The following is an 18,338-nucleotide window of genomic DNA, read 5'->3' as shown; positions in this document are numbered from 1 at the left end:
CGACCCCACCGCCGCGCCCGGGTGCCCCCGCGAGACGCCCGGGCGGACCCCGCCGTGCCCGACCGAAGATCCGGGTTCCTGCGATACAGCACACACTCACCCCCGAAAAACGGCCGATGAGCACCCCCGAATTGTAGGGGAATGCAGCGGGCCCACAGCCCGGCGTTACCTTTGAATGGACCTTACGATCCCCTATCTCCGCCCTGTGCGGCGCATCAGGAGTGCTTCGATGGCAAAAACCCGACCACATTACTCACCGGTCAACCCGCCGGTCTTCTGGACGACGGCGGTGATCATCCTCGCCTTCGTCCTGTGGGCGTGGCTGTGGCCCGACGCCGCGGAGACCTTCATCTTCGGCTCGATGGACTGGATCGCGACCAACCTCGGCTGGTACTACATCCTGACCGCCGGCGTGATCGTCCTCTTCGTGCTCGTGGTGGCCTTCTCCCGCGTCGGCCAGACCAAGATCGGCCCCGACCACTCGACCCCGGTGTTCAACATGTTCACCTGGTCGGCGATGCTCTTCGCCGCCGGCATCGGCGTGGACCTGATGTTCTTCGGCGTCTCCGGCCCGGCGACGAACTACCTCACCCCGCCGGACGTCGCCGCGATGTCGGACGAGGCCGCGCGCATGGCCCCGATCTGGATGATCTTCCACTACGGCATCCCCGGCTGGGCGATGTACGCGCTGATGGGCATGGCCTTCGGCCTGTTCGCCTACCGCTACCACCTGCCGCTGTCGATCCGCTCCGCGCTCGCCCCGATCGTCGGCAAGCGCGTGCGCGGCCCCATCGGCGACGGCGTGGAGATCGCCGCGACGCTGGGCACCATCTTCGGCATCGCGACCTCGCTGGGCATCGGCGTGGTCTTCCTCAACTACGGCCTGCACTACCTCTTCGGCTGGGAGACCGGCACCACCGTCCAGGTCGCCCTCGTCGTCCTGGCCGTGGGCATCACGATCATCTCGACGGTCTCCGGCGTGGACAAGGGCATCCGCCGGCTCTCCGAGCTCAACGTCTTCCTCGCCATCTTCCTGATGCTGTGGGTGCTCTTCTCCGGCAACACCGCGCACCTGCTGTCCGCCCTGGTGCAGAACACCGGTGACTTCGTCTCCCGCTTCCCGGGCATGATGCTGGACAACTTCGCCTTCACCGACGGCGGCGACCCGTCCTACCCCTCGCAGGACTGGCTGAAGGACTGGACCCTGTTCTTCTGGGCCTGGTGGATCGCCTGGGCGCCGTTCGTCGGCCTGTTCCTGGCGCGCATCTCGCGCGGGCGCACCCTGCGCCAGTTCGTCATCGGCGTGCTGGTCATCCCGTTCCTGTTCATCCTGCTGTGGGTGTCCATCTTCGGCAACGCCGCGCTCGACATCTTCCGCACCGGTGAGATCGACTTCCTCAACGAGGCCGTCGAGGTGCCCGAATCCGCCTACTTCACGCTGCTGGACCACTTCCCCGGCGCGCTGTTCACCATCGGGCTCTCGGTGTTCACCGGCCTGTTCTTCTACGTCACCTCGGCCGACTCCGGCTCGCTGATCCTGGCGACGATGACCTCGAAGTCCTCGGCCAAGCGTGACTCGGACGGCGCGCCGTGGCTGCGCATCGTCTGGGCCGTGATCACGGGCCTGCTGACCCTGGTGATGCTGTTCATCAACGGCGTCTACACCCTGCAGGCGGCCACGGTCCTGATGGGCCTGCCGTTCTCGGTGGTGATGTACCTGGTCATGTACAGCCTGTTCCGTGTGCTGCGCTCCGAGCGCAACTCCCTGGACTCCCGCCGTGCGGCGCTGCCGAGCCTGCTCAGCGGCCGCATCCGTGCCACCGGCCCGGGCGAGAAGACCTCCTGGCGCCGGCGCCTGGCCCGCCGCATGTCCTACCCGGGGCTGAAGGACACCCGCGAGTTCCTGGACAAGACCGCCGAGCCGGCCATCCGCGAGATCGCCGCCGAGATGAAGCGCCTGGGCGCCGACGTCACCTGCACCTGCGGCGAGCACCCGGACTACCCGCTGCCCTACGTCGACCTGGTGGTCAAGTTCGAGGACCAGGACGAGTTCAAGTACGAGGCCTACCCGGTCGCCTACCCGGTGCCGGACTTCGCGCACAACCTGCGCACGGCCTCGGACGTCTACTTCCAGGTCGAGGTCTTCACGGGCACCGGCTCGCAGGGCCACGACATCCTCGGCTACACCCACGAGCAGGTCATCTCGGACGTGCTCGACCTCTACGACGCCCACCTGACGTTCATGACCATGACCGGCGACCGCGGCACGCCGACCAAGGCGGTCTACTCCGCCCCGCCGAGCGAGTGGGACGACGCCGACAACCTGCCCGACGACACCGACCCCGAGGAGGTCGTCGCCGGCGACAACGAGGACGCCGGCAGGTAGGACGCCGCCGGGACGCGGGCGGGTAGGACGCCGTCAGGGCGCAGCCGGGACGCTTGACGACGCCCCGGTGCCCGACGTCACAGCGTCCCCCGCCCACGGCGCGCACGTCCCCTTTTCCGGGTGCTGACGTCGGGGTCCCGCGCCCCGGGGGTGGCGCGCGGGCCGCGGAAGGCGGACACTGGGAACGAGGCGCGGGGCGCACGACGCCGCCCACGCACCCACGCCGCGCGCGTCGGCAAGCACCCGACGCACGCGGCGGCCGGATCTCAACGAACCAAGAGAAAGGGAATGATCTTCTTGACCGGATCGGACAACTCCCCCGCCACGCTCTACATCGACGGCGCCTGGCGCGCCGCCTCCGACGGCGGCACGCGCACCGTCACGTGCCCGGCCGACGGGTCCGAGGTGGGGGTCGTCTCCGAGGCGACCGCGAAGGACGTCGAGGACGCCATCGCCGCCGCCCGCCGCGCCTTCGACGAGGGCGTGTGGTCCTCGAAGACCGCCGCCGAGCGCGGTGACCTCCTGCTCGCCGTCTCCGAGCAGCTCAAGGAGCGCAAGGACGAGTTCGCCCGCGCCGAGGCCCTCGACACCGGCAAGCGCCTGGTCGAGGCCGAGGGCGACATGGACGACATCGCCTCCTGCTTCGCCTTCTTCGGCAAGATCGCCGACCAGCACCCCGGCCGCCTGGTCGACGCGGGTGACGACACGGTCATCTCGCGCATCGTCTACGAGCCGGTCGGCGTGGTCGGCATGATCACCCCCTGGAACTTCCCGCTGCTGCAGGTCGCCTGGAAGGTCGCCCCGGCGATCGCCGCCGGCTGCTCCTTCGTGCTCAAGCCCGCGGAGCTGACCCCGCACACCGCCATCCTGCTGATGGACATCCTGGACAAGCTGGGCCTGCCGGCCGGCGTGGCCAACCTGGTCCTCGGCGACGGCGGCACCGTCGGCGCCCCGCTGTCCGAGCACGACGACATCGACATGGTCTCCTTCACTGGCGGCCTGGAGACCGGCAAGGCCATCGCCACCGCCGCAGCCCCGACCGTCAAGAAGGTCGCCCTGGAGCTCGGCGGCAAGAACCCGAACGTCGTCTTCGCCGGCGCCGACCTGGACGCCGCCCTGGACAACGCCCTCAACGCCGGCTTCATGGACTCTGGCCTGGTCTGCTCGGCGGGCACCCGCCTGGTCGTGCAGGACACCATCGCCGAGGAGTTCGTGGACAAGCTCGTCGAGCGCGCCGGCAAGATCGTCATGGGCGGCCCCTTCGACGAGAAGGCCGAGACCGGCCCGCTGATCTCCGAGGCGCACCGCGACAAGGTCACCGACTACGTCAAGCGCGGCGTCGAGGCCGGCGCCCGCCTGCGCGTGGGTGGCAACTGGGGCGGTCCGGAGCACGAGAAGGGCTGCTTCTACGCGCCGACCGTGCTCGACCAGTGCACCCACGACAACCCGGCCGTCCAGGAGGAGGGCTTCGGCCCCGTGATCACCGTGGAGACCTTCCACGACGAGGCCGAGGCCATCAAGATCGCCAACGACACCCGCTACGGCCTGGCCAGCGGCGTGTGGACCTCGAACTCCGGCACGGCCAACCGCGTCTCGCGCGCGCTGCGCCACGGCACGGTGTGGATCAACGACTACCACCCGTACCTGCCGCAGGCCGAGTGGGGCGGCTTCGGCCGCTCCGGCAACGGCCGCGAGCTGGGCCCGACCGGCCTGGAGGAGTACCGCGAGGCCAAGCACATCTACGAGAACACCGAGCCGGCCGTCACCGGCTGGTTCCCGGAGAAGTAGCCCCGCTTTCCCGGCGTCGATTTCCGACGCCGCGCCCGCACCCGTCGCCCCGCATCCCGCGGGTCGGCGGGTGTCGCCGTTTTGTGGTCTCCACCGGCGCCGGGCGGGTACCGCCGTCCCAGACGCGAGGCGCCCGGCCGCGCGGGTGTCGCCGTCTCAGGCGCGCAGGCGCTTGGCCGCACGGCGCTGCCCGGCGCGGGCGACCCACTCGACGAGCTTCGCCCCGCGCACGGCCACCGACGGCGCGGCGGCGTAGAGGCGGCACTGCAGCCCGCGCCAGCGCGGCACGACGCGCACCAGCTTCGGCCGCCGGGCGACCTCGGCGACGACGTCGGCGACCTCCTCGGATTGGAGCAGCACCCCGGAAAAGGACATGGCCGCTTCGGGGTCGTCGAGCTTCTCGTAGAGCATCGGCGTCCACATCCCGTCCGGGCAGACGGTGGAGATCCGCACTTTCTTGTGACCGGCCCGGCGCAGGTCGATGGCCGTCGAGAGGCTGAAGCCGAGTACGGCGTGCTTGCTCGCGGCGTAGATGCCCTCGCCCGAGACCGGGGCGAGCCCGGCCAGCGAGGCGACGTTGAGCACGTGGCCGCGCGCGGGGCCGGGGCCGCGGGTGGGGCGCGCGTCGGTGCCCTCGGGCCCGGTTCCTTCGGCCGCTCCGACGCCGAAGGCCTCGAGGGCGGCCAGCGTGCCGTTGATCGTGCCCGCGGCGTTGACCTCGAGCTGGAGGGCGCGGGTCCGGTCATCCTGCGCCCAGACCGGCGCGGTGGTCAGTACCCCGGCGTTGTTGACCCACAGGCTCAGGTCCCGCCGGGCACAGGCGATCTCGCGGCAGGCGTCCGCGTCGCGCACGTCGAGGGCCGCGGAGGTGGCCTCGTTCTCCGGGGCCGAGGCGTTGATCTCGGCGGCCACACCCTCGGCGGCCCCGGCGTCGAGGTCGGTGACGCACACGGCGAAGCCCTGCTCCGCCAGTCGCTTCGCGATCAACCGGCCCAGTCCCCCGCCGGCGCCGGTGACCACGGCCGTGCCGCCGGCCGCGCGGTCCGCCGCGGCCTTGTCTGCGGTGCGGCCCCGGGCCTTGCGCGGCGCGCGTCCCGGGATCATCGGGTCCTGCCCGCCGCGGCGACGAGGCGCCGGCCCACGGTACCGGGGCGCAGGCCGGAGGCCCCGCTGCGTCCGCTCCCGCGCCCGCTCCCCCGTCCGCCAGCGCCGGGTCGCCCGCCGCCGGCGGTCAAGACACCGGCCTGCTCGCGCCTGCGCCGCCGGCGTCCGCGGCGGCGCTCGCGGGCCAGGTCGAAGAGGAAGGAGTCGAAGTCGACCTCCATGGTGTGGCGCGCCGAGTCGTAGAACCGGGACTTGTTGCGCTCGTGGTCGCGGCGCATCGAGGCCTCGATCTCGCCGCGGTCGGGGAAGGCGTAGGCGCCGGTGAGGATCTCGGTGATCCACTCGGCCTGGGCCTCGGCCAGCGGCATCACCGCGCCGATGGGCTGGAGCAGCCCGACGAAGTAGAGACCCGGCAGGTCGGGGCGCACGGCACGCTTCCACAGCGGCAGGTCGTTGTCGCGGGCGCTGACCAGCGACTCGTCCAGGAACGGGAAGGTGGTCCGGTAACCCGTCGCCCAGACGACGAGGTCCGCGCGCACGCTGGTGCCGTCCTTGAAGTGGACGTGCCCGGCGTCGAAGCGCTCGATCGCGCCCTTGGGGTTCAGCCGCCCGGAGTCGAGGGCGTCGCGGATCTCCTCGGACTGCACCGGGTGCGACTGCGAGGGCGCGTGCGCCGGGCGCGGCAGGCCCCACTTGTCCAGGCCGCGCACGGTCCACGAGGAGACCCGCAGGCGGATGCGGTTGAGCAGCCAGGGTGCCCAGCCGGGCACGGCGATGAGGTCGGAGGCGATGCCCGCGGTGTACTTCGGGATCACCCACTGGCCGCGGCGCTGCGAGATCGTCGCGCTGTCCGCGGTGCGCGCGGCCGCCGAGGCGATGTCGAGCGCGGAGTTGCCGGCGCCGACGACAACCACGTCGCGGCCGGCCAGCTGCGAGGCGTCACGGTAGGAGTGGGCGTGGATCTGCTCGCCGGCGAACTCGTCCTGGCCGGGGTAGGCCGGGTCCGGCAGCCGGGGATCCCAGTGGTGGCCGTTGCAGACGATCACCGCGTCGTAGTCGCGGGTGACCTCGCCCTCGGGACCGCGGGTGGTCACCCGCCAGCGACCGGTGCCGCGCACCTCGCCGGCGCCGTCCGCGTTACCCGCGCTGCCCGCAGTGCCCGCAGCGCCCGCAGCGCCCGGCTCCCCCGCCGCGTCGCCGTCCCGCTCGACCGGCTCGACCGGTTCGACGGCGGTGACCTCGGTGTCGAAGGTGATCAGCGGCAGCAGGCCGAAGTGCTCGGCGTAGTCGTCGAAGTAGGCGGCGACCTGATCGTGACGGGCGTACGGCGGGTAGTCGGCGGGCATCGGGAAGTCGGAGAAGGCCATGCGGCGCACCGAGGTGTTGATCTCGAGGTGGTCGTAGCAGGCCGACACCCCGTTGGGGTTGTCGATCAGCCAGTTGCCCCCGATGCGGCTGCCCTTCTCGAAGCAGTCGAAGGGCACGCCGGCCAGGTACAGGTTCTTCGCGCAGGCCAGCCCCGCGGAGCCGGCGCCGATCACGCAGGTGCGCGGCAGGTCCGGGTCGGCGGGGACGGGTGCGGTGACCGGGGCGGCCTTGTCTCGCTGGGTCACGTAGTACGGCAGCAGAGTTGATTTCATGCGCCGCAGCTTAGTGTTTTGTTTCCCTACCCGAGCACTTTTTCGTGTCACGGGTCACTATTCCCAGGTTCCCGCAAGGGTGCGCCCGCGCACCCGGCGCGCCACGCACGCGGCGTCGGAAAGCACCCGGCTCGCCACGCACGCGGCGTCGGCAAGCGACTCAGTGCCGCAGTCACTCCCCCTCGGAGTCGGGGTCCTCGTGCGGCTCGGGCACGATGCCGTCGAGGTAGAGCCCCTCGTCGGTGTCGCCGCGCATGTCCACCAGCCAGTCGGCGGCCTCGCGGTCGATCTCGGCGGCCGGCCAGGAGGCGGGGACGTCGACACCGAAGGCCTTGGTCACCCAGTCGCGGAACTCGGCGTGGCCGGCGACGTCGTCCGCGCCCGCCTCGGCCGGGGTGCGCCCCAGGGTGTCCTCCCCGATCCAGGCGTAGCCCACGGCGAGCAGGCGCAGCAGGTCGACGGTGTTCTCGGCGACGAGGAAGGGACCCTCGCCCTCCGCACCCAGGAAGAGGTAACGGTAGGGCGCGGTCCCGTCCGTGCCGGCCCAGGCCATGATGCGGGAGCCGCCGCCGTCCGGGTCGACGACGGGCACCAGGCGCTCGGCGCCCGGCTTGTCGGTGTCGAGGTAGCCGGTCAGGTCGAAGTCGATGTAGAAGACGGCGCCCGAGACCGGGTCGGCGCTCACCGAGAGGAAGCCCTCGGGCCCGTCCCCACCGTCGAAGGCCTCGCCGTGGCCGGCGGACTCCAGGAAGTCGAGGGCCCGGTGCAGCTCCTCGGGCAGGGCGAAGCCGCGCGGGGCGGCGGATGCGAAGTACTCGGCGAAACTCACCTGTCCCAGGTTATCCTCCGCGCTACGCCGGCGGCACCTCGCCGGTCATGACCGTCTCGGAGCCGTTCCAGGTGAACGTCGCGTAGGTGCGACCCGAGGCGTCCGCGCTCGCCTCGCCGTCCCGGATGTACACGTATTCGACCGTGATCTGCGAGTCCGAGTCGCGGTAGACGCCGCCGGTGCGGTAGTTGTCCGAGGTCGTCGTGCCGAGGAACTCGCCGCGGTGGTAGAGCATGATCCGCGTCGGCATCGTGCCGCTGGCGCCCCAGGGCCGGACCGCGATCCAGGACAGGTCCGCGCACGGGTCGTAGGTGCTCGCCGGGTCCGCGTGCCCTGTGTCCCAGGGAAGCCCCTCGGGCGAGTTCGGGCCGGCGTAGGACAGGCCCTCGTACATCGCCTCCTCGGCCGACATACCGCCGCAGCCGGAGCCGCCGTCGGCCTCGTCCGGGCCTGCCTGGGCCTGACCGTCGCCCGCGGCGTCGGAGGCCGGCTGTCCCGCGGAGTCTTCCTGCGGGGCGGCCGCGGTGGTGTCCGGGACGGTCGTCAGCACGGGTGCGTCGTTCTTCTCCCCGGCGCCGTCCGAGCAGGCGGAGAGGGCCAGCGCCGCGGCCAGCGCGGCGGTGCACAGCGCGGTGCGGCCGGTGCGGGAGGAGACAGCGGGATCAGCCGGGCGCCCCGCCCGGGAGGTGGTTCTCACACACGAGACATTAGCGGGGTGGCATCCGATGCGGTACGCCCTCCGGGGCGGGCGCCACCCCCGTCTCCCCCGGTCGGAGTTCCTAGTGCTCGGGCACCTCGCCGGTCATGACCACCTTCTCGCCGTTCCAGGTGAAGGTCGCGTCGGTGCGCCCGGAGGCGTTGGCGGTGCCCTCACCTTCCTTGGGGAACCTGTGCTCGACGGTGATCTGCGAGTCCGAGTCGCGGCGGATGTCGCCGATCCAGTGGGCCTCCGAGGTCGTCGTGCCGAGGTATTCACCCTTGTGGTAGAGCATGACCAGCGTCGGCGAGGAGCCGGTGGCCCCCTCGATCGGCACGGCGATCCAGGACAGGTCCGCGCACGGGTCGAAGCCCACGGTGGGGTCCGCGTAGCCGGTGGCCCACCCGGCGTTGTCGTAGGGCGGCGCCGGGGCCTGCGCGACGCCGGTGTTCATGGCCTCCTCGGCCGAGATGTCCCCGCAGCCGGAGCCCCGGTCGGCGGCGGAGTCGTCCGCCCCGGCGCTCTCGGCGCCGGTGGTCGGCTGAGCCTGCTCCGACTGCTGCGTCCCGGAGGTCTCCGGCTGCGCGGCCGCGGAGGTCTCCTCGGCGGTGGTGAGCACGGGCGCGTCGCCGTCGCCGCCCTCGGAGTCGTCGGCGCAGGCGGCCAGCGGCAGCACCACGGCCAGCGCGGCGGCGCACAGGGCGGTGCGGGTCGGGCGGGTGCGGGTCGGACGGGTAGGGGTCGGGCGCTTGTGACGGCGCGACACCATGTTTCTCGAGATCATCACGGCAGCTCCCCCTCCATGACGACCTTGTCACCGTTCCAGGTGAAGGTCGCGTAGGTGCGCCCGGAAGCCAGGCCCAACGGTTCGCCGTCCTTGGCGTAGATGTACTCCACGGTGATCTGCGAGTCCGAGTCGCGCTCGATTCGGCCGGTCCACCGGGGCTCCGCCGTCGTCGTACCGACGTACTCACCCTTGTGGTAGAGCATGACCACCGCCGGCGTGGACCCGGTGGGCATGTCGGGCAGCAGCGAGATCCAGGACAGGTCCGCGCACGGGTCGTAGCCCGCGGTGGGATCCGCGTACTCCGTGGACCAGTTGTCGCGGCCGTCGAACGGCGGCGGACCGACCTCCTCGAGGCCGGCGTACATGGCTTCCTCGGCGGTCATGTCGCCGCACCGGGCGTCCCCGTCGTCCCCGGGGTTCGAAGCCGCTCCCGTGGTCGCTTCGGTCTGGGCGGTCTCCGACTCGTTCTCGGCGCAGGTCGGCTTCGCGCTTTCCTTGGTGTCGGCGGTGGTCGTCGTCGCGATCGAGGAGGTCTCCTCGACGGCGGAGAGCGACGGCGCCGCGGCGTCGGCGGTGTCATCGCCTCCCGCGCAGGCGGTCAGGGGCAGCACCGAGGCACAGGCCACGGCGCACAGGATGGTTCGGGCTCGGCGGTTCAGGTGCGGTGCTGTTCTCATGGCAAAAAGGTTACTGCGCCGCGCAGGCGCCCGTGACGATCGCGGGGAACGCTCCCCGACCCGCCCGCTCCATCCTGCGCGAACCGTGCCGGCGCAACCGTCCCGAAACCCGGCGCGCACGGCCCGCTTGCCTTTAGGGTTGTTTCATGACTGAACACACACCCCACTCCCCGCCCGCCGGCGGCCCGGGCCCGGCGACGAACCGTGAGCTCGGCCCCGTCAACGCCGCCATCGCCGCGATCGGCGCCCGGGTCACCGGCCGCAGACGCCTCGGCGTCTTCGCCACCCTGGGCCGGGCCCGCCGGCTCTTCCGCGCCTGGCTCGTCTACGGCGCGATGATGATGCCCTTCGGCTATCTCTCGCGCAAGGAGACCGAGCTGATCATCCTGCGCGTGGCCCACAAGCGCGGCAGCGCCTACGAGGAGGACCAGCACCGGGGGCTGGCCCGGCGCGCGGGGCTGACCGACGCCGAGATCGAGGCGGTCACCTCCCCCGAGCACGGCTTCACCGGCCGCCGCCTGGTGCTTCTCGACGCCGCCGACGAGCTCGTCGACACCCGCGGCCTCTCCCCCGCGACCTGGAAGAGACTGCGCAGCGAGCTCTCGGAGCGCGACCAGGTCGCCTTCGTGATGCTGGTGACCAACTACGACGGGCTGGCCACCGCGCTCGACGTGCTGGGCGTGCCGGTCGACCCGCCGCGGGAGGCCCAGCGGAAGCCGTAGTTGAGCGCGCGCATCACCGCCTTATAGCCCCACGGCAGGTTCACCTGCGCCCAGCGCCCGAAGGCGATGTCGCCGCTGGTGGTGACCAGGAACCTCCCGCGCGCGACCCCGCGGCGGATCTTCGCGGCGGCCTTCGCGGGGCTGACCGCGTGGCCCTGGAAGAGCGCGGTGGCACGCGCCACGCGCGGATTGGCCCGGTCCACGCCGTGGATGTCGATGGTGCGCACCAGCGGGGTGTCCACGGCCCCGGGCGCGACGACGTGCACGTCCACCCCGAAAGGTCGCAGGTCGAAGCGCAGCACCTCGGCCATCGCGAGCACCCCGCCCTTCGAGGCGGAGTAGGCCGCATGCCAGGGCAGGCCGATGAAGCCGGCGGCACTGGACATGAGCACCAGTTTCCGACGCCCGCGCCTGCCGCGACGTGCGTGCGCACGCCGCGGCGCGGCGGTGATGCGCGGCACGAGGGCCTGGACGACGTGGACGGTGCCCATGAGGTTGACCTCGATGACCCTGCGCCACTTCTCCGGCGGCATGGTGCGCGCGTCGCCCCAGATCGCGATGCCTGCGACGTGGTGGACCTCGTCGGGCACGCCGTGTTCGGCGGTGACCTTCTCCACCCACTCCTCGACCGCCGCCTGGTCGGTGACGTCGAGGGCGGTGGCGTCGAGGATCTCGGCGCCGGCCAGGCGCGCGTCGGCGACGGTGCGCTCCAGGCCGTCGGGCGCGACGTCGGCAAGCATCAGCGCCACGCCGTCGCGGGCGAGGCTGAGTGCGAGTTCGCGGCCGATGCCAGAGGCCGCGCCGGTGACGAGTGCGGAGTGGGTCGCCGTGGGGCGCACGGCCGTGGCCTGGGTCATGGGAGTGCTCCTGTCGGTTCGCGGCGAAGTCGATTTGTTCCCCTCACCTTATGTGTCCGGAGGTGGGGCGCGCGGGGGTTTCGCGGGGCCGATCGCGGCCTAGGATCTGTGCCATGGATCAGGCACACACCCCCGACGAGCGCCGCTACGAGGTCGACTACGACTGGCTGTGGACCAATCCGCCGCACAACGACGGCACGCCGGCGACGGTGCGCATGACCGTCACCGACGGCCGCCGCGACGCCGCCGCGCCCGCGGTCGAGGCCTGGTTGGGAACGCTCACGCCCTCCGGGGACGCCTTCGTCTGCGGCGGCTGGGTCGCCCGTGTCATTGAGCGACACGGGTCCCGCGGGGATGCGCCCGGCCGCGTGGTGGTGGACCTGACCTCGGGCGGCGAGGACGTCGCCGACGGCATCCAGGACGCCACCGAGCAGGCCTACGCGCACCTCGGCGAGGCCACCGACCTCGGATTGACCTGGGAGCAGCTGCCCCGGCAGGTCTCGGAGTAGCGCCGTGCCCGCCCCGCTGCCGGAGTCCCTGGCCCACCGCTTCCCCGGCCTCGTGCGCCCCGCGCTCGCGCTGCGGCTGACCGCGGCGCCGCCTGCGGCCGGGCTCAGTCAGCTGGGCGGGCACCCGTACGTCGACGCCGCCCACCCCTGGCCTCTCGACGCGCGCGGGCGGGCCATGGCGTTCCTCGCCCAGGTCAACCTCGGCGAGCTGCCCGCGCTGCCGGGCTTCCCACGACGCGGGCTGATGCAGTTCTTCCTCGCCGACGACCCCCACCACGGCCTCTTCGCCGAGGGCGGACACCTGGTCCGCTTCCTGCCGGACGTTCCGGCCGGCGGTGCCAGCCGCGGAGGCCTCAGGGGGATCTTCGGCCGTTCCCGGACCCCCGCTCCCGGCGCGGCGTTCCCGCCGCCGGAGTTCAACCCGCTGGTCGACCCGCGCGTGCCCCACGGACTGCAGGGCGTGCCGGTGCTCGCGCTGCCGAGGCTGGGTTCGGTGGAGTTCGGCGGCGAGGGAAACGAGCTGCTGCCCGACGAGCTCGTCGCCGCGCTGACCGGACTCGCCCGCGAGCGCGGGCTGGACCGGGTAGCGCACGCCGCCGACGAGTGGGAGGCCTACGACATGGCCGCCGCGGCGCTGGTGCCGCCCGGTCAGCTGACGCTGGGCGGCTTCCCCGACTTCGTGCAGGCCGACCCGCGTCAGAGCCCGGACCAGGCCGCGCTGCTCACGGTCCGCTCGGGCGGTAGCGCCCGCGTCGTCGACTGGGGTGGCGACCTCGGCGTGGGCTGCTTCTTCGCAGCTTCGGAGACGATCGAAGCCGGTGACCTTACGGCCACCGGCTTCAGCTGGGACGTCTAGGTCCCGGACGCGTGGGTCCTAGACGTTGAACTTGAACTCGACCACGTCGCCGTCCTGCATGACGTAGTCCTTGCCCTCCTGGCGGACCTTGCCGTGGGCGCGGGCCTCGGCCATGGAGCCGAGCTCGTCGAGGTCGTCGAAGCTGACGATCTCGGCCTTGATGAAGCCCTTCTCGAAGTCGGAGTGGATCACGCCGGCGGCCTGCGGGGCGGTGTCGCCCTGGTGGATCGTCCAGGCGCGGGCCTCCTTGGGCCCGGCGGTCAGGTAGGTCTGCAGGCCCAGGGTGGCGAAGCCGGCCTTGGCCAGCGTCTGCAGGCCCGGCTCCTCCTGGCCGACGGCGGAGAGCAGCTCGGCGGCCTCGTCCTCGTCGAGCTCGAGCAGCTCGGCCTCGCTCTTGGCGTCGAGGAAGACGCAGTCGGCCGGGGCGACCAGCTCGCGCAGCTCCTGCTTGCGGTCCTCGTCGGTGAGGACCTCCTCGTCGGAGTTGAACACGAAGAGGAACGGCTTGGCCGTCATCAGGTGCAGCTCCTTGAGGGCGGTCAGGTCGATCTCGCCGTTCTTGGCGGCGGCGAAGAGCGTGCGGTCGTCCTCGAGGACGGCCTGGGCCTTCTGGGCGGCCTCGAGCTCGGCGGCACGCTCCTTGTCCTTGCGCGCCTCCTTCTCCAGGCGCGGGACGGCCTTCTCGATGGTCTGCAGGTCCGCCAGGATCAGCTCCGTCTGGATGACCGAGATGTCGCTGGCCGGGTTGACCTCGCCGTCGACGTGGACGACGTTGTCGTCGGCGAAGGCGCGGACGACCTGGCAGATCGCGTCGGCCTCGCGGATGTTGGCGAGGAAGGCGTTGCCCATGCCCTCGCCCTCCGAGGCGCCCTTGACGATGCCGGCGATGTCCACGAAGGACACGGTGGCCGGCAGGATGCGCTCGGACTCGAACATCTCGGCCAGGCGCTTGAGCCGCTTGTCCGGCAGCTCGACGAGGCCGACGTTCGGCTCGATGGTTGCGAAGGGGTAGTTCGCCGCGAGGACGTCATTGCGCGTCAGGGCGTTGAACAGGGTGGACTTCCCCACGTTGGGCAGACCGACGATTCCAAGAGTAAGGCTCACGGCCGCCCATCCTAGCCGCTGGCTCGCGGCGGCCGGCGCCGGGGCCGTGGCCCGCGTTCGGCTGCGCGCGGCACGAGTGCTTGACGACGTCGCGCATGCGACGCCGGGCGCTCACCCGCCCGTCTGCGTGGCGGCGCTGACCAGGTGGCCGTCCCAGGCGTCGGTGACCGCGGCCTCCACGATCACCCAGGCGGCGTCCTCGTAGGAGACGTACATCCCGGCGGACCGGTCGACCTTGACCTCGATGTCGCGGCTGCGTGCACCACGTGCGGTCATGCGCCCGGGCGCCCAGATGACGTGGTTGACCCCGACCTGGCGGATGGCGTCGATGCAGCCCTGGTGCGCCAGGTAGATGTCACGGGCACCGGGGAACCGGCCCTCGTGGAGCTTGTAGGCGGGGGTCACGCCGTCGTCGGCGAAGGCGTTGGTCCCGCCGGCGGGCCAGATCAGCTTCTGCACCCCGTTGCGCTTGACCGCCCGGGCGATCTCACGAGCCATCCGCTTGTGTGCGCCGTTGCCGGAGACGACGACGTCGACGCCGGCGACGGCACGGTCGAGCGTTGCAGGGTCCGTGCCGTCCCCGACGGTCACGGCCGCCAGCCGACGCACGTCCACGGAGCGCGCCAACTTGTCGGGGTCGCGGACCAGCACGGAGACCTCCGCGCCGCGGTCGAGGGCTTCCTCGACCACCGCCCTGCCCAGTCCCCCGACACCCACGACGAGGATCTTCCTTCCGTCTGCGCGGGTCGTCATGCCTGCAGCACCCCTTCCAGGTCCAGGGAGGAGAGCCACGTGTCCAGGTCCATCACACCCGGCGCGAGGCGTCGGGTCTCCGCGAAGTCCGCCCGGTAGGCGGGCAGACGGGTGAACCACTCGAACATGTCACGGGCGTCGCGCATCGGCACCGAGTCGACGGGGATCTCCTCCCAACGGGCCGGCATCCCCGTCGCCTCGCTGAACGCGCGGGCGATGTCCGCCCCGGTCTTCTCGTCACCGGCGATCTCGACGGCCCCTCCGGGCACGTCGGTTCCGAGCAGCACCTCCGCCACGACCTCGCCGATGTCCCGGACGGAGATCATCTGCAGCGGGACGTCCGCTGCCAGCGGTTGGCGGATGACGATCTCCCCGTCCTCGACCGTGACGGCGTGCAGCAGATTCTCCATGAAGTAGACGGGACGCACCACGGTCGCGGGCGCCTTCCGCTCGGCGATGTACTCCTCGACCCTCCGCTTGGTCTCGAAGTGCCCGATGCCGGTGTGCCTCTCGGCACCGCCGACCGAGTCGAAGACCAGGCGGGGCACACCGGCACGCTTCGCTGCATCGACGACCGTCCGTCCGTCGGCGACCTCGTCGCCCTGCGGCACGGTCATGAAGAACGCCGCGTCGACCCCCTCGAAGAGGGCGCGCAGCACCTGCGGGTCGGTGAAGTCACCCTTGATGAGTTGGGCGCCGCGCCCGGCGAGGCCCTCCGCCTTCTGCGGGTCGCGCACGAGGGCGCGCACCTGCGCTCCGCGGCGCAGCAGGGCGTCGGCGACAGCTCCGCCCTGGTTTCCGGTCGCTCCGATCACTGCGATTGTCGTGTTCATTGCCTTTTCCTTTCGGCTTTTCCGTCTTCTCCGGTCTGTCCGCCTCTGGGCCGGACTTCCGGCCGGCCTTGCCCGGGAGGGCTAGCGGCGCTTTGAGGTCGGCGCGGTGACCAGGTACCAGGCCAGCGCCCCGACGACGTGCATGGCGGCGAGCGCCCAGGACGTTCCGCCGGAGGCGGCGAGGAAGGGGCTCACGCACGAGACGAGCGCGAGCGTCACGCCGGCCCAGCGGGCGATCCCGCGCACGCGCGGCCAGCGGGCCGCGAGCAGCCAGGTGACCGCTCCCGCGACGACCAGGGGCACGAAGCTCGCCCCGACCGTCAGGCCGGCCCCCACCTCCGAGTAGTTGCCCGCGTCCACGAGCATCGAGGCGCCCGCGGCACGCGCGACGAGCCAGATGAGCAGGTTGCCGGTCGCGGCCCCCACGGCGGCCAGCGCGGTGCGGACGAGGCCTCTGGTGGTCGCTGCACCACCGGGCACTTTGTTCTTGGTGTTCATCTCGTGGCGTCTCCTCCAGGTTCGAGAACTATTTACTTGAGTAGTGAACCATTGACTACTCATCTACCTGTAACACCCCAGCTCCGGAGTTATTCCTTGATTAGTCAATTATTTTTCGCGGTGGGTACCCTGCAGGCATGGACATCACCGTCGCGGAATCGCGCACCCTGGCCCGGACACTGGTCAAGACCGCGGAGGCCGCCAAGCACGCCTTCAACCGAGCGGCACAGTCGTGCGGGCTGCCCCTGCACCTTGCGCGTGCGGTGCTGCTCCTCGAGAAGCCGATGTCCATGCGTCACATCGCCGCCGAGCTCGCATGTGACCCCTCCCACGTCACCGGCATCGCCGATCAGCTGGCCCGTCGGGGACTCGCCGAGCGGGTGCCCGGAGCCGACAGGCGCACGCGCCTCGTCCAACTCACCGACAGCGGCGAAGAGACACGCGACCGACTCGCCGCACAGGTCGCCGCGGGCCCGATGTTCGGCGCGACGCTGACCGCCGCGCAGCGTCGACAGCTCCTTGAGCTCCTCGAGGAGGTGCTCGCCGCCACCCCCGCGGCCGAAGACCTCCACCCACGCACCGCTGACTAACCCGACCCCGACCGCCCCGCGGCAACTTCGCCGCACCGACACCGGGCACCCCGCGGGCCGCCGTCGCGCCGGTACGGCAAGATGGTGGGCGTGAGTGACAACGAGGAGACAACGCACCGTCGCAACGGAACCGACGACGGCGAGGCGCGCGCGGCGTCGTCAATCGGCCCCGACGAGGCGGAACAGCTCCCCGACGCCGAGCACACCGCCCCGGACGAGGAGCCGTACACGCCGGTCAGCGACGCGCGCCGCACCGACGCGATGAGCACCGTCGACGCCGGCAGCGACGAGGTCGACCGCTCCGTGGTCATGCTGCGCGCCCTGCGCGACGCGGCGAAGGTCTGCGTGCAGGTCCTCGTCATCTGCGTGACCGCCTACGGCGCCTGGTTCGTGCTGGGCAAGTTCTGGGCCGGCATCTTCCCGGTGATCATCGCCCTGATCCTGTGCACCGTGCTCGCCTCGCCGACCGGCTGGCTGCGCCGCCACCACGTGCCCGGCGGGCTGGCCGCGCTGATCACGCTGCTCGGCTTCTTCGGCGTCGTCGGCGCGGTCTTCGCCGTGGTCGCCCCGGACGTCGCCCGACAGTCGCAGGCGATGATCCTGCAGGCCGTCGAGGGCATCCAGCGCCTGCGCCTGTGGCTGCAGGGCCCGCCGGTCAACCTCGACAGCGAGGACTTCGACCAGGCCATCAACGAGGCCGTCTCCTGGATCCAGAACCAGGCCGGCACCATCGCCGGCGGTGTGTTCGCGGGCATCTCGACGGTGACCTCGATGGCCTTCACCCTCGTCGTCGTCTTCGTGCTGACCTTCTTCTTCCTCAAGGACGGCCACAAGTTCCTGCCCTGGGTGCGCCGCGTGGTCGGCCGCCGCCAGGGCTGGCACCTGACCGAGCTGCTCACCCGCGCCTGGCGCTCGCTGGGCGGCTACATCCGCGCCCAGGCGGTCGTCTCCGCCGTCGACGCGGTCTGCATCGGTGTCGGCCTGTACTTCATCGGCGTGCCCATGGCGCTCGCGCTGGCGATCATCACCTTCGTCGCCGGATTCATCCCGATCGTCGGTGCCGTCAGCGCCGGCGCCCTGGCCGTGCTCATCGCGCTGGTCTCCCTCGGCGTGCCGCAGGCGCTGATCACGCTCGTGCTCATCGTCGCCGTCCAGCAGCTCGAGGGCAACGTGCTCTCCCCGCTGCTGCAGTCGAAGGCGATGAACCTGCACCCGGTCATCGTGCTGGTCTCCGTCACCGTCGGCGGCGGCCTGTTCAACATCGCCGGCGCCTTCCTGGCCGTGCCGATGGCCGCGATGATCGCCGTGGCCTTCCGCTACACGCAGGACATCATGATGCTGCGCTCCGGCGAGCGCGGCCTCGACGAGATCAACTTCGTCACCCGTGCGGGCGTCGCCGTGGGCACCGTCGCCGAGGAGGAGGGCCAGCGCATGCGCGCCGAGCTTCACGACGCCGTGCGCGTCGCCGCCGCGGGCGACCCCGACGCCCCGGTCGAGGCGGCGCCCGAGGGCGCCGCGGCCGCGGGCCGCGGCCACCTGCCCGGCTTCGGCGCGGGCGGCTGGTTCGGCGGTGCGGACCGCGAGGACTCCGACGGCGCTGAGAGGCGCTCCGGACTGGCCCGGGGCACCGCCGCGGTCGGCACCGCGACCGCCGCCGGCGCCCGCAAGGTCGCAGCCGTGTTCGACAAGTTGCGCCGCCGCTAGGCCG

18 protein-coding genes are annotated in these 18,338 nt (G+C 71.8%); 7 read left to right on the top strand and 11 right to left on the bottom strand.

What is annotated here, in order from left to right:
- Positions 1–229: 229 nt before the first annotated feature.
- Together betT and CFRA_RS04135 are read left to right on the top strand one after the other, a co-directional pair.
- The gene (betT, locus tag CFRA_RS04140; protein WP_075663588.1) at positions 230–2,386 is read left to right on the top strand and encodes a choline BCCT transporter BetT; all 2,157 of its coding nucleotides are present in this window, start codon (positions 230–232) and stop codon (positions 2,384–2,386) included.
- A gap of 288 nt (positions 2,387–2,674) precedes the next feature.
- A complete protein-coding gene (locus tag CFRA_RS04135; RefSeq protein ID WP_075663587.1) occupies positions 2,675–4,174 on the top strand; it encodes an aldehyde dehydrogenase family protein in 1,500 nt (499 codons plus the stop codon).
- Between the two features lie 156 nt (positions 4,175–4,330).
- Here the strand turns inward: CFRA_RS04135 and CFRA_RS04130 are convergent, their stop codons facing one another.
- The 6 genes from CFRA_RS04130 to CFRA_RS11840 all read right to left on the bottom strand — a co-directional run bounded on the left by CFRA_RS04130 (position 4,331) and on the right by CFRA_RS11840 (position 9,908).
- Positions 4,331–5,278 (bottom strand): SDR family NAD(P)-dependent oxidoreductase, encoded by a 948-nt coding sequence (locus tag CFRA_RS04130; RefSeq protein ID WP_083666817.1) that lies wholly within the window; start codon positions 5,276–5,278, stop codon positions 4,331–4,333.
- Positions 5,275–6,918, bottom strand: a complete 1,644-nt coding sequence (locus CFRA_RS04125) for a flavin-containing monooxygenase (RefSeq protein ID WP_211272338.1) — start codon at positions 6,916–6,918, stop codon at positions 5,275–5,277. The genes CFRA_RS04130 and CFRA_RS04125 overlap by 4 nt, the downstream gene beginning before the upstream one ends.
- Before the next feature lie 172 nt (positions 6,919–7,090).
- The gene (locus CFRA_RS04120) at positions 7,091–7,747 is read right to left on the bottom strand and encodes a hypothetical protein (protein WP_075663585.1); all 657 of its coding nucleotides are present in this window, start codon (positions 7,745–7,747) and stop codon (positions 7,091–7,093) included.
- A 22-nt stretch (positions 7,748–7,769) separates the two neighbouring features.
- Positions 7,770–8,444: an LppP/LprE family lipoprotein gene (locus tag CFRA_RS04115; protein WP_075663584.1), complete on the bottom strand. Its 675-nt coding sequence runs from the start codon at positions 8,442–8,444 to the stop codon at positions 7,770–7,772.
- A gap of 82 nt (positions 8,445–8,526) precedes the next feature.
- Positions 8,527–9,228: an LppP/LprE family lipoprotein gene (locus CFRA_RS04110; protein ID WP_156887961.1), complete on the bottom strand. Its 702-nt coding sequence runs from the start codon at positions 9,226–9,228 to the stop codon at positions 8,527–8,529.
- Complete coding sequence (locus tag CFRA_RS11840) at positions 9,228–9,908, bottom strand: LppP/LprE family lipoprotein (protein WP_245797675.1); 681 nt, start codon at positions 9,906–9,908, stop codon at positions 9,228–9,230. Before CFRA_RS11840 ends, CFRA_RS04110 begins: the two co-directional genes overlap by 1 nt.
- 146 nt (positions 9,909–10,054) lie before the next feature.
- Here CFRA_RS11840 and CFRA_RS04100 point away from each other — a divergent pair, with 146 nt between their 5' ends.
- On the top strand, positions 10,055–10,630 hold the full coding sequence (locus tag CFRA_RS04100) for a carboxymuconolactone decarboxylase family protein (RefSeq protein WP_075663583.1): 576 nt from the start codon (positions 10,055–10,057) through the stop codon (positions 10,628–10,630).
- Here CFRA_RS04100 and CFRA_RS04095 read toward each other — a convergent pair.
- Entirely contained in the window at positions 10,552–11,487 is a 936-nt protein-coding gene (locus CFRA_RS04095) for an SDR family oxidoreductase (RefSeq protein WP_075663582.1), read from the bottom strand. The genes CFRA_RS04100 and CFRA_RS04095 overlap by 79 nt on opposite strands.
- Positions 11,488–11,600: 113 nt before the next feature.
- Here CFRA_RS04095 and CFRA_RS04090 point away from each other — a divergent pair, with 113 nt between their 5' ends.
- Positions 11,601–11,996, top strand: coding sequence for a hypothetical protein (locus CFRA_RS04090; protein ID WP_075663581.1), 396 nt, complete (start codon positions 11,601–11,603; stop codon positions 11,994–11,996).
- Positions 11,997–12,000: 4 nt separating this feature from the next.
- Positions 12,001–12,852 (top strand): DUF1963 domain-containing protein, encoded by an 852-nt coding sequence (locus CFRA_RS04085; RefSeq protein WP_075663580.1) that lies wholly within the window; start codon positions 12,001–12,003, stop codon positions 12,850–12,852.
- 18 nt (positions 12,853–12,870) lie between these two features.
- Here CFRA_RS04085 and ychF read toward each other — a convergent pair whose 3' ends face one another.
- The 4 genes from ychF to CFRA_RS04065 form a co-directional block, all read right to left on the bottom strand.
- On the bottom strand, positions 12,871–13,956 hold the full coding sequence (gene ychF / locus CFRA_RS04080) for a redox-regulated ATPase YchF (protein ID WP_075663579.1): 1,086 nt from the start codon (positions 13,954–13,956) through the stop codon (positions 12,871–12,873).
- A 111-nt stretch (positions 13,957–14,067) separates the two neighbouring features.
- Positions 14,068–14,709 carry an NAD(P)-dependent oxidoreductase gene (locus CFRA_RS04075; protein ID WP_083666814.1) on the bottom strand — a complete coding sequence of 214 codons (642 nt, stop codon included), beginning with the start codon at positions 14,707–14,709 and terminating at the stop codon, positions 14,068–14,070.
- Entirely contained in the window at positions 14,706–15,542 is an 837-nt protein-coding gene (locus CFRA_RS04070; RefSeq protein WP_075663577.1) for an NmrA/HSCARG family protein, read from the bottom strand. The genes CFRA_RS04075 and CFRA_RS04070 overlap by 4 nt, the downstream gene beginning before the upstream one ends.
- A gap of 81 nt (positions 15,543–15,623) precedes the next feature.
- Entirely contained in the window at positions 15,624–16,040 is a 417-nt protein-coding gene (locus CFRA_RS04065; RefSeq protein ID WP_075663576.1) for a DUF6069 family protein, read from the bottom strand.
- 137 nt (positions 16,041–16,177) lie between these two features.
- Here CFRA_RS04065 and CFRA_RS04060 point away from each other — a divergent pair, with 137 nt between their 5' ends.
- Together CFRA_RS04060 and CFRA_RS04055 are read left to right on the top strand one after the other, a co-directional pair.
- On the top strand, positions 16,178–16,630 hold the full coding sequence (locus tag CFRA_RS04060) for a MarR family winged helix-turn-helix transcriptional regulator (protein WP_075663575.1): 453 nt from the start codon (positions 16,178–16,180) through the stop codon (positions 16,628–16,630).
- 261 nt (positions 16,631–16,891) lie between these two features.
- A complete protein-coding gene (locus tag CFRA_RS04055) occupies positions 16,892–18,334 on the top strand; it encodes an AI-2E family transporter (protein WP_245797747.1) in 1,443 nt (480 codons plus the stop codon).
- Positions 18,335–18,338 lie beyond the last annotated feature (4 nt).

Origin of the sequence: Corynebacterium frankenforstense DSM 45800 (genome assembly GCF_001941485.1) — a bacterium.
Lineage (GTDB): Bacteria > Actinomycetota > Actinomycetes > Mycobacteriales > Mycobacteriaceae > Corynebacterium > Corynebacterium frankenforstense.
Note: the sequence above shows the minus strand (reverse complement) of the source record. Positions and strands in the feature narration are given on the sequence as shown.

Coding starts and splice junctions, on each gene's coding strand:
- betT (WP_075663588.1), top strand. CDS start 230: ATGGCAAAAACCCGACCACATTACTCACCGGTCAACCCGCCGGTCTTC.
- CFRA_RS04135 (WP_075663587.1), top strand. CDS start 2,675: ATGATCTTCTTGACCGGATCGGACAACTCCCCCGCCACGCTCTACATC.
- CFRA_RS04130 (WP_083666817.1), bottom strand. CDS start 5,278: ATGATCCCGGGACGCGCGCCGCGCAAGGCCCGGGGCCGCACCGCAGAC.
- CFRA_RS04125 (WP_211272338.1), bottom strand. CDS start 6,918: ATGAAATCAACTCTGCTGCCGTACTACGTGACCCAGCGAGACAAGGCC.
- CFRA_RS04110 (WP_156887961.1), bottom strand. CDS start 9,228: ATGATCTCGAGAAACATGGTGTCGCGCCGTCACAAGCGCCCGACCCCT.
- CFRA_RS11840 (WP_245797675.1), bottom strand. CDS start 9,908: ATGAGAACAGCACCGCACCTGAACCGCCGAGCCCGAACCATCCTGTGC.
- CFRA_RS04100 (WP_075663583.1), top strand. CDS start 10,055: ATGACTGAACACACACCCCACTCCCCGCCCGCCGGCGGCCCGGGCCCG.
- CFRA_RS04095 (WP_075663582.1), bottom strand. CDS start 11,487: ATGACCCAGGCCACGGCCGTGCGCCCCACGGCGACCCACTCCGCACTC.
- CFRA_RS04090 (WP_075663581.1), top strand. CDS start 11,601: ATGGATCAGGCACACACCCCCGACGAGCGCCGCTACGAGGTCGACTAC.
- CFRA_RS04075 (WP_083666814.1), bottom strand. CDS start 14,709: ATGACGACCCGCGCAGACGGAAGGAAGATCCTCGTCGTGGGTGTCGGG.
- CFRA_RS04070 (WP_075663577.1), bottom strand. CDS start 15,542: ATGAACACGACAATCGCAGTGATCGGAGCGACCGGAAACCAGGGCGGA.
- CFRA_RS04065 (WP_075663576.1), bottom strand. CDS start 16,040: ATGAACACCAAGAACAAAGTGCCCGGTGGTGCAGCGACCACCAGAGGC.
- CFRA_RS04060 (WP_075663575.1), top strand. CDS start 16,178: ATGGACATCACCGTCGCGGAATCGCGCACCCTGGCCCGGACACTGGTC.
- CFRA_RS04055 (WP_245797747.1), top strand. CDS start 16,892: ATGAGCACCGTCGACGCCGGCAGCGACGAGGTCGACCGCTCCGTGGTC.